A 13,191-nucleotide genomic window follows, 5' to 3' on the forward strand; every position below is an offset into this window, starting at 1 on the left:
GGGGAAATGCATTTCACGATTGCGCAATTGGGGGTTGCCAGAACCGGGTTGAGCGGTGATAAATCTCGCGCTCACAACCAAAAAAAATAAAAAGGAGCAATATCATGGTATCCGGAATTCACGGATCGGTTCGCGATCTATTTGAATTTACCGATGCGGACAGGGCACTGGCCCGTATTCGCGATATTTACAATACCGGCGCAACGGCCGTTCGCGAAGCATTCACCCGTTTTGGCGATGGCCAGCAAACTTCACCCGTGCGCGCCTATTACCCGTATCTTGGCATCGAGGTTCCGCCCGAAAAGCTGCATGTTGAAAGCACGCTTTCCTATGGGGCGCCGCGCGATCCGGGTGTTTATGGCACCACGCTGACCCGTCCGGACCTGTTTGAGGAGTATTACCGCGAACAGATTGAACTTCTGCTGAAAAATCACGATGTCCCGGTTGTTGTCGGTGTGTCCGACCGGCCCATTCCGGTGCCGTTTCTGGTGGAAACCGCGACCGATGCCATCGGCCCGACCGACATTCGCCAGTTGCAGATGACCTTTGACATGCCCGACCTGGCGCGGACAGATGATGACATCGCCAATGGCGTGCATGTCCGCAATGGTGATGTGCCCAAGCCCCTGTCGCTGTTTTCGGGCGAACGGGTGGATTATTCGCTGGCACGTTTGCGTCACTACACCGCGACCCTGCCGGAACATTTCCAGAAATTCGTGCTGTTTACCAACTATCAGCGTTACGTTGATGAATTCATCGAATATGCCAAGGCACAACTGGAAGACCCCAAAAGCCCCTATGTCGCCTTTGTCGAGCCTGGACCGGCCGTTCATGTGCGCAAAAACGCGCCCAAGAAATGGCAGGCAGGGGGCGAAGCAGTAAAACAGCTGCCGCAAATGCCCTCGTACCACCTGATCCGGGAAGACGGGCTGGGTGTGACGCTGGTTAATATCGGGGTGGGGCCGTCAAATGCGAAAACTGCAACCGACCATATCGCGGTACTACGCCCGCATTGCTGGCTGATGCTGGGCCATTGTGCCGGTTTGCGTCGCAGCCAGCTTCTGGGTGACTATGTGCTGGCGCATGGTTATGTCCGTGATGACCATGTCCTGGATTCCGACCTGCCGCTTTGGATACCGGTCGCGCCGATTGCCGAGGTGCAGGTGGCACTGGCAGATTCCGTTGCCAAAATTACCGGCCTGACGGGCAAGGAAATGAAGGCGCGTATGCGCACCGGCACCGTTGCCACCACCGATAACCGCAACTGGGAACTGCGTTACAGCGAATTGTTCGTGCGCCTTAACCAGGCCCGTGCGATTGCCGTGGATATGGAAAGTGCCACCATTGCCGCCAATGGTTTCCGTTTCCGTGTGCCATATGGCACGCTGTTGTGTGTTTCCGACAAACCGGTACATGGTGAATTGAAGCTGCCTGGTATGGCGAACAATTTCTATCGCCAGCGGATTGGCCAGCATCTTGAAATCGGCCTGCAGACCATCGAAACCCTGCGCGCCGAAGTTAACCAGCTTCATTCCCGCAAGCTGCGTTCGCTAGACGAGCCTGCTTTCCGGTAATTCTTCTGTCCGCATAAATCACAAAGCAAAGGCCCCGTCGGATGCTTCTGGCGGGGCCTTTGCTTTGAATATTTTGTTTTATTTGGTAACGGGGCGTTTTACTTAATTCGCCGTTCCATTATTGCCGGTGTCTGTACCTGTTGGGGTGTTTTCACCGTCGCCGGATGCATCGGCATCCTCATGTTCGGGAAACAGGTTTGAAACCTCGCCAACAAAGCGGTGCAGGTTAAATGCCTTTTTGTTGCGCGTCAGGCCAAGGCGGACAATGACCAGGTCGCGTGACGGGATAATGCTGAGCGATTGGCCATCATGGCCCAGGGCGAAAAATGCGTCGGCAGGGATGGCTGGGGTATCGGCGGCCTGTTGTCCCTCTGATGGCAGTTTAAGCCACCAATGCGCGCCATAAATGCCGTTAGGCGCCTGCGGTGCCGGTGTTGTGGCATGGGCAACCCAGCCTTCGGGCAGCAGGCGTGTGTCATTCCAGACACCATCCTGCAAATAAAGCTGGCCCAGTTTGGCCCATTCGCGCCCGGTTGCATGCATGAAGCTTGAGCCAACAAGGTAGCCATCGCTGTCGGCCTCAATCACCGCATGGTCCATGCCAAGCGGGCGAAACAGCAATTCGGAAGGCAGTGCCAGATATTGCTGGCTGGAATTGCTTAGGTTACGCATGGCGGCCGAAAGCACATTTGTCGTGCCCGAACTATATTGCCATTCGCTTCCCGGTGTTTTTGCCAGCGGTTTGGAAACCGCAAGCCCGGCTGCACTGGGCGCAACAAAAAGCATCTGCACCACATCGGCAAGCGGGTTCCAGTAGCTTTCGTCAAATTCAAGGCCGCTGCTCATTTGCAGAAGTTCGTCATAGGTGATTTTGACGCGCGGATCGTCGGGCAGGGTATCCCATTCATTGATGCTGACCGGGTAATTCAGCGGCGGTAACATGCCGGTCATGCGCATCCGCCCCAAAATGGCGGAAAAGGCGCTTTTGGTCATCGACCAGCCGGTCAGCGGGGTATTGACGGTAATCCCTTCGCCGTAACGTTCGGCAACCACGCGGCCCTTGTATAACACCACAATGGCACGGGTGCGGCGGCTGGGTTCAACCGATGGCTCGTCCATGGCGGCGGCCAGAATATTGTTGAATTTGCGACGCTCCACACCGGGTGGCAGGGGGGCTGTCAGCAAAGGCTGGGGCGTGATCGGCCGCAGGACGGGTGCGGTATTTTGAAGGGCGGCGGCGTTTTCGGGGTCGGTCAGGGTGCAGCCCATATTGGGGCGATAAACCGCAACACGGGTGCGAAAGCCAAAGGCATGGGCGCTGACGGTTTGGTGGCGCAGGTCAATATTGGCGGTAATCAGCGATAGCAGGCTGTTATTGTCGGCCATGACATCTTCATCGAGCGCGCGTTCGGATGATAAACCACTGACAAAGATGCGCGAACACATGACTTTGGCAGTATATCCCGCGCCAACAGGCGCCAGCCAGATGAAAAAACCGGAAACGGCCACAATAATCAGAAGCACCAAACCGACAAATATGGCTTTCAGCCAGGCCATTCCACATCCTTTACCCTAATTTCGCGCAAGGAAAGTCGCCCGCTTTCACCTTTTGGTCAAGTGGCGTTCCCGCAAGGACGTGAAATACCCCATTCATGCCATAATGGCGATCCGCCGGCCGGCCACACCCATCGAGGCAAGGTAAAAAAGGGCAAAGGCAATGGCCGCGCCGGTCCAGGCGAAATCATCAATGATCAGGCCGGAAACAGGGGGGATGATGACCACGAATATTTCGGCAAACTGTGCGAGCATTCCCTGCAGGGCCGGCATCGAAAGGTTATTGCCTGCAATACGCGGCAGCAGGGCAAAACAGGTGCCCGCCACAATGCCCTGGCCAATATTGAAGGCGCATAAAACAACAATGACGGTGGCAAGATTGGGTGCCATGTAAATAATTGCAATACTGCTTGCCATTAAGGGCAGACCAACCAGCAATAATAACCGCCCCTGAATATTGCGCCCCAGCAAGATACCACCCAGAAGCGACCCGGCAATATTCCCGGCAATGGTGGTGATACCGATAATGGTGGCCGCAATCGTCAGGGTGATATCAAGGCGGTCCATCAGCATGGTGGGCATAAAGGCCACAGTAGCCGATGTGGTCCCGGCAAAAATGGCGAAGGTCAGGGCAATGGCGATGGCGTTTTTGTCGCGCAATACGCCCGAAATGCCTTTTGCCAGCGACCGGTTGAAACCCTCGCGCGGCGGGTTGGCCCGCATCATTAACGGAATAACACAAACAAGTGCCGGGATCGCACAACCCAGAACCGCCATGCGCCAGCCCAGCCACGCGCTTAACCCGGCGCTGATCCAGGTGCCCATGGCAATGCCGACGGGCACAAAGGTCCCCCATAAACCCATGGCCAGGGCCACGGTGCGCCGGTCGCCCAAATGGGTCATCCAGCTGGGGGCGGCCACCACAATTAACAGATAGCCAAAACTGGTTAGAAACCGGCCGATATATAAAAACGCCACATGATTGGCCTGAGAAAAAACAATGGCCCCCAAAACGATGGTAATCGCACCAACAATGACCGCCTGTTTCAGGCCCAGCCGGGCGGCCCAAACGCCAGCAGGTGTTGCACAAATGGCCCCCGCCGCCGTGATCAGCGATGCCACCAGCCCGAATTGCGCCTGTGTCAGGTCAAACTGGCCGCGCAACATATTGGCAATCGGGCCGACCAGACCTACCTGCATCGAGGCGCATAAGCCGGTTCCATAAAGGAATAACATGGGTAAAAAGGCACGCATCGCATCACTTCCTGCTTGGGGATGCGTGCTTGTACCTGTTTGGGGCTGGCGCGGCCACGTATGAAATATGCGTGCGCGTATGTTGGGGCGGGGCGGGTTATGGGCAGGGACAGGGGCAGAAAAGGCCCTTATGCCTGGTTACCCTGGGGTTTCTGGTCGAACCCGGTGGTCAGGCGCACGGCACGCCCGTCTGAAAGGTAAAACCGTTCCCATAAAATATACCGGTCGATAATGCGCATGGGCGCACCTTCGCGGGCGGAATTGGCAAACATGACATGATCGGCCTGATCATCATGCCAGCCAATGTGATGCAGGTTCTTTTCCGCCGCAGCAATTTCCACCGTGGCATAGCGCCATAAGGATTGCCCCAACAGGCCAATATCATCGCGCTGCCATTCGCGCTGGCGCGGTTTGGATGAACAGAGCAGGCGATGGCTGCGATCCTCGATCAGGTGTACCCGCTCGCTGGACTGTGTGACCAGCCGTTTCAGGGCATGATCGAGCCGGAAATTGCGGTTGCGCGTCATCATGTCGCAAAGCAGTTTTTGCTGGAAGGGTGCCGGGGATTGCACACCCTTTTCCCAGCGCGAAACCGTTGCCTGCGTCACACCCAGTATATCAGCCAGCCGCTGTTGCTTGATATCGGCCGTGCGTCGCCAATGCCGCAATTTCTGGCCAAAGCGGGTAATGTCATCGGCGATGTCAGGCGTATCTGTCATGGCGCTGCGGGCTGTTATCAAACGGGCAGCAGAATACCGTGCAGGCGACTGGCATTCAAGGTGGATGGGCAAAATGCCTTGTGCAATCCGGGGCCAGAAATGCCGCTGCCCCGGCCATGTCATGGCAGCGGGGCAGGGGATAGTAGTGTTATAGCGCTGATTTGCGGGCCAATATCAGGGCGGATGCTCAGGCGTATAACCGCATGATATCGATCTGGCAGCGGCCATATTTGCGGGTATCAAGTATGTCGATACCGGCAATATCTGTAATCGCGTCGCGCGGGTCGCGTTCGGCGATGATCAGGGTTTTATCATCAATCCATCCCGCTGCGCGCAGGGCCTGAATGGATGGCGTGATCAAATCCTGATGATAGGGCGGATCAAGGAAGATCAGGCTGGCAGGCGCGCTTGCCTTTACCGGTTTGGTGGCGTCGGCCCGCCGGGCGCTGGCGCGGTCTTCCAGTTTCAGGGTTTTGATATTTTCATCAATTGCGGCAAGGGCCTTGCTGTCGCGGTCAAAAAACACGGCCCGCTGCGCCCCGCGTGACAGGGCCTCAAGACCCAGCGCGCCAGACCCGGCAAACGCATCAAGAACAATGCCGTCATAAAGCGGGTTTTCATCGTCGTCATACCAGCGGCTGGCATGGGACAGAATGTTGAAAAGGGCTTCGCGAACACGGTCCAGGGTCGGGCGGACATCCTTGCCTGCCGGGCAGGCAAGGTTACGGCCACGCAGACTGCCACCAACAATGCGCATTAACGATCACCCCCGCGACGGCCATTGCCACCGGTCGGGCGGCCACCATTGCGACCGGCAGGGCGGCCATTGGTGCGGTCATTTGACCGGTCACTGGTGCGATCGCTTGGACGGCTGTTCTGGCTGTTGCCACCGGCATAACGGCCGCGCCCTTTGTTGGTTGGACGGTTGGTTGTATCGCGGCGGGTGTTATCACCCTCGTCGCGGTCATGCCGTGCATCGGGTTTGCCACGACCTACCGGGCGGCCCGAACGTGCTTCCGGGCCGGAACCGCGTTTGGTATCGCCAAAATCATCGCTGCGGTTTTGCTGGTCACGGCGTCCGCTGCGGCCACCACGCCCGGCAAATCCACCGGCCTGGTCGTTGCTGCGGAAGCCATCATTGCGATCAGCATCATTATTGCGGTTCCGGTTACCGCCAAATGACCGGCTTGTATTGTTTCCATCGCGGTTGTCGCGATTATCGCGGCTATCCTGGCGACCCCGGAAGCCGTCATTACGGTCGCCACGATCATTGCGCCCGGTGCGCTCTGTGCGGTCGTTACGATCTGCGCGATCGTTGCGGTCATCCCGGCCTGCGCGGTTATCCGGGCGTCCTTGCCCACGCGGTGCGCCGCTGCCCTGGCTATTGCGGCCACGATAGCCGCCTTCTGAACGTTCACCACCAGCGCTGAAATCATCGCGGTTGCGTTCATTGCGGAAACTGCGATTGGGGTTTTGGTTCCGATCCGTACGATCGCTACGATCCTGGCGATAATTGCTATCCCCTCGGTCCTGACGATCATTCCGATCATTGCGGAAATCATTGTTACGGTCCTGGCCGCGTGCATCATCGCGGCTGCCAAAACCACGGCGTTGGCCGGTTCCGGTTCCGGTTCCGCTGCCCTGTTCCTGGCGGTCGCGGTTAAACGGGCGTGCGCCACCCGTGCGGCGCGGGGCCGAACTGCCAAAGCTACTGGCATCATCATCGCTGCGGGGGCGGTCAAACCGTTCCTTGCTGCGGTCGGCCGGTTTGCGGGCCGGGGCGGCTTTTTTCGGGCGTGGTTTGGTCGCGCGGCCATCGCGGTCCGGATCGGCCTTGCCGCCTTCACCGCTGAAAAAGCCGGTAAGCTGTTCTTTCATCACCTTGCCGGTGATTTCATCAATTTCACCCGGGGCCATTTTACCCAGATGGAACGGGCCATAGGACAGGCGCATCAGGCGCGTTACCGGCCAGCCAAGATGTTCCATCACACGGCGGATTTCGCGGTTTTTACCTTCGCGCAGCGTTACGGTCATCCAGGCATTGGTGCCTTTTTGAACATCAATTTCGGCCTGGATGGACCCGTAATTGATGCCATCAATGGTGATGCCGTTTTCAAGCTGTTTGAGTTTGGCTTCATCAATAAAGCCATGCACACGCACGCGATAACGGCGCGCCCAGCCGGTTGATGGCAGTTCCAGATACCGTGCCAGTTCACCATCATTGGTCAGCAGCAGCAGGCCTTCGGAATTAAGGTCAAGCCGGCCAACCGAAATGACGCGCGGCATATGGGGTGGCAGATTGTCAAATACCGTTTCGCGGCCCTGTTCGTCGCGGTGGCTGGTGACCAGTCCGCGTTTTTTAAACAGACGCCACAGGCGCGGTTTCTGTTTTTCGGGCAGGGGCGCATCATTGACGAAAATAATGTCGTCGTCGCTAACGGTAACGGCTGGCGTATCCAGGCGTTTGCCATTCAGCTTTACCTTGCCATCCAAAATCAGCTGTTCGGCATCGCGGCGCGAACAAACGCCAGACCGCGCAATGCGCTTGGCAATGCGTTCGCGCGGCAGTTCTTCTGCCGGGGCGCTATCTTTGGCGTCTTTTTCTGCATCGGCACCGAAATCATCCTGCGGCATTTCCGCATCAAATTCGTCTTCGGTATGCAGGTTTTCCTGTGACGGGGCGTTGTCAGCCTTGTCAGTCATTTCTGGGCCTCAATGATCAGGGCGTCGAAGATTTTCGCATCTCCGGTGCTGATGTGAAATTCGGGATGCCATTGCACCCCAAGGCAATAACGATAACCGGGATGTTCAATGCCCTCGATCACGCCATCGGGTGCGCGGGAATTGATGATCACGTCCGGTCCAACTTCTGCCACGGCCTGATGGTGGGCCGAATTGACAGATAAATGATCTACATTGTCGCAAATGCGCGCCAGCAGGGTGTTTGCTTCCACTGTTACGTCATGTCCAGCCTCGTCACGGGGATTGGGCTGTTCGTGGGGCAGGCAGTTTTCAACGCTGTCGGGGATATGCTGAATAAGTGTGCCACCCAGAATAACGTTCAGCAATTGCTGCCCGCCACAAATACCCAATACCGGCATGTTGCGCTTTAACGCCCCTTCGGCCATCGCCCATTCAAACTTTGTGCGGCGGTCCTTGGTGATCACGCTGTCATGGCGTTCCTCGGCCCCAAACAGGGACGGGTCAACGTCAAATGCGCCGCCTGTTACAACCAGGCCATCAATCAGTTCCAGCAGTTCGGGAACCAGTTCCACCTCGTGGGGCAGGGGCATGGGAATGCCGCCTGCGGCCACAACGGCCCCGGCATAATTCTGGCGCAGCGCATACCACGGAAATTTCGAATAGCCACCGGGCTCTTCGGAATCAAGGGTGATGCCAATAATCGGTTTTTTCTTCTGGATGCTCATGGGCGCTGTTTAGCCTTCTCTCAGAGTAGGGGCAACGGCTATCATTCAACCGGGCGGGTTTATCGTTACTTTTAGCACGCTTTTTCACAATCACGGCCCGTCCTGCTTTTAAACAGGCCATTTCATGCAATGGTAAGTGCGCCTGATCATAGGCATTACATGACAAATTGAAAACAGGTCACTAAAACAGATCCGTCATGCGTGCATGCATGTGCTGGCCGGGGCTGGCAAATGTGTGATGTGCGAAATTTCCGGTTTCAGCCCCAGGGAAACAGTCAACGCCCATGAGCAATACGACCCCATCAAACCCCTATATGGACCTTGCCATGCAGGAAGCACGGGCGGCCGCCGCGCGCGGTGAAGTACCGGTTGGCGCCGTGGTGGTTGATGGGGAAACGGGCGAGGTTCTGGCATCAGCCGGGAATTTGACCGAAGCCAACAATGACCCCAGCGCACATGCCGAAATTCTTGCCATTCGGGCGGCAGCGGCCAAGCGCGGTGCGCCCCGCCTGCCGGGGTGCGATTTATATGTGACGCTGGAACCCTGCCCGATGTGCGCAACCGCCATTTCCTTTGCCCGCATTCGCCGGGTTTATTTTGGTGCCTATGACCCCAAAGGCGGTGGTGTGGACCATGGCCCGCGCATTTATCAAAGTTCAAGCTGCCATCACCAGCCCGATGTTTATGGCGGTATTGGCGAAACCGAAGCCGCCGATTTGTTGCGCGAATTTTTTGCTGCGCGCCGGTAGTCCTGCGATTTCTGCGCTTGTTGGTTAGAATAAAACCGGCCCGTTTATGGTGAAACGGGCCGGTTTTATTTGTTTATCGGCAGTCTTTAATTCGATATTTGCCAATAAATCTTAGCGTGCTTTGGTAAAACGCCTGGCCATTTGATGGCTTATTTGGACAGGGCAACTGCATCGGCCCCGGCTGGCAGGCGGGTCGGGCAGTTCGGGTCGGTTGCGGCCTGCCACACGGCTTCGGCGACGTCTTCGCTATGGGTCACCATATCGGCCGGTTCCTGTTCAAAATTGGCAAAAACGCTTTGGATCTGGTCGTTATAGGCGTCGTGGAAACCGCCATTATTATTGATCAGAACACCGGCATTCTGGCCAAATTTGGTTGTCGGCGCACGTCCCGGAAGAACAACACGGGCCTGCACGTTAAACGGTGCCAGTTCCAGCGCCAGGGAATCGGTAAAGGCATTTACCGCTGCCTTGCTGGCACTATAAACCGCAAGCATCAGAAGCGGTTTTAACGTGACCGACGAGGTAACGTTGATAATGACACCACTTTTGCGGGCGCGGAATTGCGGCAAAAATGCCTGGGTCAGGGCGATGGTGCCAAATGTGTTGGTTTCAAAAATCTGGCGTACGATATCCATCGATGTGGCTTCAACCGCATTAAGCCAGCCGATACCGGCATTATTGACCAGAACATCAATTTCACCGGCGGCCTCGACTGCCTGTTTGATGCTTTCTTCGCTGGTTACATCCAGGGCCAGAACCTGCAGGTTTTCAGCAGGGGGTAAAACCGCGTCATCGGGTTTGCGCATGGTCGCAATGACCTTCCAGCCCTGGGCGAGAAAATATTGGGCGGTTTCAAGGCCAAAACCAGATGAACAACCTGTAATCATTACCGTTTTCATGGACAGTCCTTTCTGTCGGGGGAACCGTCCATGATATAATTTGCAAATTCCGGATCATCTATAACAGGTAATCCATAATTCGTTCGAATCAGTCCAATCTTGCGATGGGGTGCCCAAATCGCATGTTAATGGATCATTCCTGCATTTCAGGTTTGGGGATTTCCTGGCGCCCATATTGTGCCGGTGGGCAGCCAACATGGCGCGAAAATGCCACGCTAAATGCGCTGGCCGATCCATACCCCACCTGCTGGGCGACTTCGGCGATGGTGCATTTTTTCTGGCGCAGCATTCTTTGGGCCAGCGACATGCGCCAGTTCAGCAAATAATCCATCGGGGCAATGCCGACCGATTTTTGAAAACGGTCAAAAAAGGCGGAACGCGACATACCGGCACGTTTGGCAAGTTCGGCGATGGTCCAGCTATGGCCCGGTTTTTCGTGCAGGGCACGAAGGGCGGTGCCTAGTCTTTCGTCGCTCAGCCCGCGCAGCAAGCCGGGGCTTGCCTTCATTTCCGGGGCGGATCGCAGGGTTTCGATCAACAAGGCTTCCAAAAGATGTTGCAGGATAATTTCGCGCGCCGGGCGGTTTGCGCGGGCTTCGTCGGCGACCAGCTTTGCCAGCACACCCAGCCTGTTTTCACCGCGCACCACAATCATGTCGGGCAGCAGCGGCACCAGCACGGCAGCATCGGGGGAATCAAACACGCAATAGCCGATTAATTGCTGGGTATCGGGCGGGCCATCCTGCCGGCCAACGCGAAATGTGCCATCTTCAAGTTTGACGGGCAATTGCGCCACGCCGCGCGGTGGCGGTGCCGGGTCAACACTTGCCATACTAAAACTGTAGGCCGCCGGGATTAATACAAAATCACCCGGGCCGATAATGACTGGTTCTTTGTTTTCAACGCTCAGGCAGGCCTGCCCGCTTAGCATCATGCCATAATAGACCTTGCCGGTTTCATAACGCTCCACCCGCCAGCTTCCTGCGGCGCTAACCATTTTTGAAAAGGGCGCATCGGGCTTTAACAGCGAAACAATCTCGGCAAGCGGGTCGGACATGCGGGGCAGGGTCTTTCATTGGATCTCGGGTGGGAAAATTAGCCTGCACAGCATATCGCCTTAACGGCTTTGCCGCCAACGGCCAAAAAGAAACCCCGCCATTGAGACGGGGTTTGCAATGCTTCTTGTGCAGGTTTTTAATTTGAATCCCAGTTTTTAAGGCCGGGCAGATGCTGGAACATCCAGGTTTCCGAAAGCGGGGCGTCGCCACGTTTCAGATACATGCGCATATCAACCGGGTCGTTGCCTTCGACCTCCAGGTCAAAAATCGCGCGCCACAGGCGGGTATCGGGGATCGGTTCGGTTTTGATGCGCGACAGTTTACCGCGCGATACCGAAATAATGGCTTCGGGATATTCGCCGTATGCCAGCGTACCCAGAATATCGCCTTCAAAATCGACCACAAATTTGGTCAGGCCTTTGGGGCGGGGCAAACCTTCCTGTCCGCCGCGGCCCAGGCGGGTTGCCTTGGCATAGGCCAGTTTTTCCAGCGGGTAAGGATTATGTGCCTGCCAGTATAGCCGGTAACGGAAATCATAGGACTGGCCTGCCTTTGCCGGGGCTTCCGGCACCCAGAAAGCGGCGATATTGTCGTGAATTTCATCATCGGTCGGAATTTCAACAAGCTGCACGGCACCCTTACCCCAGGCGCCCAGCGGTTCCACCCACAGGCTGGGACGGCGATGATACAGCACGCCATCCAGATAATGGCTGACATCGCGATCACGCTGCATCAGGCCAAAGCCGCGCGGGTTGTCATCGCCAAAGGCGGATGCGCGGGTAAATTCCGGGTTGTTAAGCTGGCGCCAGATGCGCTCGCCCCCGCCTGTCCACAAGGCAAGCCCGTCGGAATCATGCACTTCCGGGCGCCAGTCCATGCGGAATGGGCGGTTCTGTTCCGAATACCAGAACATGCTGGTCAGCGGGGCAACACCAAAACGTTCAATGTCTTTGCGGATGAACAGGAATTTTTCCACATCCATCGTCACGCCTTTGCCCCGCGTCAGATAAAAGCGATAGGCACCGGTGATGCTGGGCCCATCAAGCAGGGCATAAACCGTAACCGGGTCTTCGGCACTTTTGGCCGGTTCGATATAGAATTCGGTGAAATCGGGGAATTCCTCGCCCTGCGGGGTGGCGGTGTTAATGGCAATACCGCGGGCAGACAGGCCATATTGCCCTTCATCGCCAATGGCGCGGAAATAGGACGCGCCCAAAAAGGCGACCCAATCCTGGGTTTTCCAGTCATCGCGGTGAATGTCTTCATGCAGGCGGAAGCCGGCAAAACCGATATTTTCCGAAAGCTTGCGCGCCGGGCTGTCGGCGGGCATGTCAAAATAGTCGGTTTTGTATTTCACTTCCTGCGATTTACCGTCTTCAAGCAGGAACATATGCACCGGTTTCTGGAAAAACTGGCCCATATGGAAATAGGTTACCGGATAGGTGCCCGAACCATCGGAAAACGGGGCGAAGTCGCGTTTGTATTTCAATTTGCCGTGTTCGGCATAATCGATCTGCTCAAGGATTGCCTTGTCTGGCGTTTTCGGTGCGACATAGGGTTTTGCCGCCATTTTGCGGGCACGTTCGACCAGCGCGTCAAAACTGAATTTCTGTTTTTTTCCCAGTTCCAGCTTTTTCACGGCATCGGCGGCAAAGGCCTGCTGCCAGAGCGACATGCCCGGCAATACCAACCCGGCAGCCGCAGCGGACTTCAAAAACTGTCGACGCTGAGCAGAAGTGTCCATCGAAATTATCCCTGTTATATTTTTGATTTGCACAAACTTGCGAAATACTGTGGTGGCAATTCGGACAAAGCATGGCGAATTCGCGGCCAAATATACCAACGCGCAAGTTTTTGAATTGATCCCGTTTTCGATGGCAGCACATCATTTTGTGCGATTGACATTTGAGGGGAAGCTTTAGCGAGAGGATGGTTGGGAATTTTCTTTTACGCTAT

The 13,191-nt window shown here is 56.3% G+C and carries 11 protein-coding genes; 2 read left to right on the plus strand and 9 right to left on the minus strand.

The window, feature by feature from the left end; translation table 11 throughout:
- Nucleotides 1–104 precede the first annotated feature (104 nt).
- Nucleotides 105–1,574, plus strand: a complete 1,470-nt coding sequence (locus tag CSC3H3_RS03260; protein ID WP_101263763.1) for an AMP nucleosidase — start codon at nt 105–107, stop codon at nt 1,572–1,574.
- A gap of 102 nt (nt 1,575–1,676) precedes the next feature.
- Here the strand turns inward: CSC3H3_RS03260 and CSC3H3_RS03265 are convergent, their stop codons facing one another.
- From CSC3H3_RS03265 to CSC3H3_RS03290, 6 genes are all read right to left on the minus strand, one after another.
- Entirely contained in the window at nt 1,677–3,131 is a 1,455-nt protein-coding gene (locus CSC3H3_RS03265) for a serine hydrolase domain-containing protein (RefSeq protein ID WP_101283674.1), read from the minus strand.
- A gap of 93 nt (nt 3,132–3,224) precedes the next feature.
- On the minus strand, nt 3,225–4,382 hold the full coding sequence (locus tag CSC3H3_RS03270) for an MFS transporter (RefSeq protein WP_101283676.1): 1,158 nt from the start codon (nt 4,380–4,382) through the stop codon (nt 3,225–3,227).
- Between the two features lie 128 nt (nt 4,383–4,510).
- Complete coding sequence (locus CSC3H3_RS03275) at nt 4,511–5,101, minus strand: helix-turn-helix domain-containing protein (protein WP_101286075.1); 591 nt, start codon at nt 5,099–5,101, stop codon at nt 4,511–4,513.
- Nucleotides 5,102–5,288: 187 nt separating this feature from the next.
- Nucleotides 5,289–5,858, minus strand: coding sequence for a 16S rRNA (guanine(966)-N(2))-methyltransferase RsmD (gene rsmD, locus CSC3H3_RS03280; RefSeq protein ID WP_101263766.1), 570 nt, complete (start codon nt 5,856–5,858; stop codon nt 5,289–5,291).
- Nucleotides 5,858–7,804 carry a pseudouridine synthase gene (locus CSC3H3_RS25135; protein WP_101283678.1) on the minus strand — a complete coding sequence of 649 codons (1,947 nt, stop codon included), beginning with the start codon at nt 7,802–7,804 and terminating at the stop codon, nt 5,858–5,860. The genes rsmD and CSC3H3_RS25135 overlap by 1 nt, the downstream gene beginning before the upstream one ends.
- The gene (locus tag CSC3H3_RS03290) at nt 7,801–8,523 is read right to left on the minus strand and encodes a gamma-glutamyl-gamma-aminobutyrate hydrolase family protein (RefSeq protein ID WP_425444977.1); all 723 of its coding nucleotides are present in this window, start codon (nt 8,521–8,523) and stop codon (nt 7,801–7,803) included. Before CSC3H3_RS03290 ends, CSC3H3_RS25135 begins: the two co-directional genes overlap by 4 nt.
- Nucleotides 8,524–8,813: 290 nt before the next feature.
- Between CSC3H3_RS03290 and CSC3H3_RS03295 the strand changes: the two genes are divergently transcribed.
- On the plus strand, nt 8,814–9,278 hold the full coding sequence (locus tag CSC3H3_RS03295; protein WP_245881254.1) for a nucleoside deaminase: 465 nt from the start codon (nt 8,814–8,816) through the stop codon (nt 9,276–9,278).
- 149 nt (nt 9,279–9,427) lie between these two features.
- On the opposite strand, the gene CSC3H3_RS03300 is transcribed toward CSC3H3_RS03295, so the two are convergent.
- The 3 genes from CSC3H3_RS03300 to CSC3H3_RS03310 all read right to left on the minus strand — a co-directional run bounded on the left by CSC3H3_RS03300 (nt 9,428) and on the right by CSC3H3_RS03310 (nt 12,979).
- Complete coding sequence (locus CSC3H3_RS03300) at nt 9,428–10,177, minus strand: SDR family oxidoreductase (RefSeq protein WP_101283680.1); 750 nt, start codon at nt 10,175–10,177, stop codon at nt 9,428–9,430.
- 133 nt (nt 10,178–10,310) lie between these two features.
- The gene (locus CSC3H3_RS03305; RefSeq protein ID WP_101283682.1) at nt 10,311–11,234 is read right to left on the minus strand and encodes an AraC family transcriptional regulator; all 924 of its coding nucleotides are present in this window, start codon (nt 11,232–11,234) and stop codon (nt 10,311–10,313) included.
- 137 nt (nt 11,235–11,371) lie between these two features.
- Entirely contained in the window at nt 11,372–12,979 is a 1,608-nt protein-coding gene (locus tag CSC3H3_RS03310; RefSeq protein WP_101283684.1) for an OpgD/OpgG family glucan biosynthesis protein, read from the minus strand.
- Nucleotides 12,980–13,191 lie beyond the last annotated feature (212 nt).

This window comes from Thalassospira marina, assembly GCF_002844375.1.
GTDB classification, from domain to species: domain Bacteria; phylum Pseudomonadota; class Alphaproteobacteria; order Rhodospirillales; family Thalassospiraceae; genus Thalassospira; species Thalassospira marina.

Bases quoted from the DNA above. Each gene is read 5' to 3' on its own strand.
- CSC3H3_RS03260 (WP_101263763.1), top strand. From the start codon at position 105: ATGGTATCCGGAATTCACGGATCGGTTCGCGATCTATTTGAATTTACC.
- CSC3H3_RS03265 (WP_101283674.1), bottom strand. From the start codon at position 3,131: ATGGCCTGGCTGAAAGCCATATTTGTCGGTTTGGTGCTTCTGATTATT.
- CSC3H3_RS03270 (WP_101283676.1), bottom strand. From the start codon at position 4,382: ATGCGTGCCTTTTTACCCATGTTATTCCTTTATGGAACCGGCTTATGC.
- CSC3H3_RS03275 (WP_101286075.1), bottom strand. From the start codon at position 5,101: ATGACAGATACGCCTGACATCGCCGATGACATTACCCGCTTTGGCCAG.
- rsmD (WP_101263766.1), bottom strand. From the start codon at position 5,858: ATGCGCATTGTTGGTGGCAGTCTGCGTGGCCGTAACCTTGCCTGCCCG.
- CSC3H3_RS25135 (WP_101283678.1), bottom strand. From the start codon at position 7,804: ATGACTGACAAGGCTGACAACGCCCCGTCACAGGAAAACCTGCATACC.
- CSC3H3_RS03295 (WP_245881254.1), top strand. From the start codon at position 8,814: ATGAGCAATACGACCCCATCAAACCCCTATATGGACCTTGCCATGCAG.
- CSC3H3_RS03300 (WP_101283680.1), bottom strand. From the start codon at position 10,177: ATGAAAACGGTAATGATTACAGGTTGTTCATCTGGTTTTGGCCTTGAA.
- CSC3H3_RS03305 (WP_101283682.1), bottom strand. From the start codon at position 11,234: ATGTCCGACCCGCTTGCCGAGATTGTTTCGCTGTTAAAGCCCGATGCG.
- CSC3H3_RS03310 (WP_101283684.1), bottom strand. From the start codon at position 12,979: ATGGACACTTCTGCTCAGCGTCGACAGTTTTTGAAGTCCGCTGCGGCT.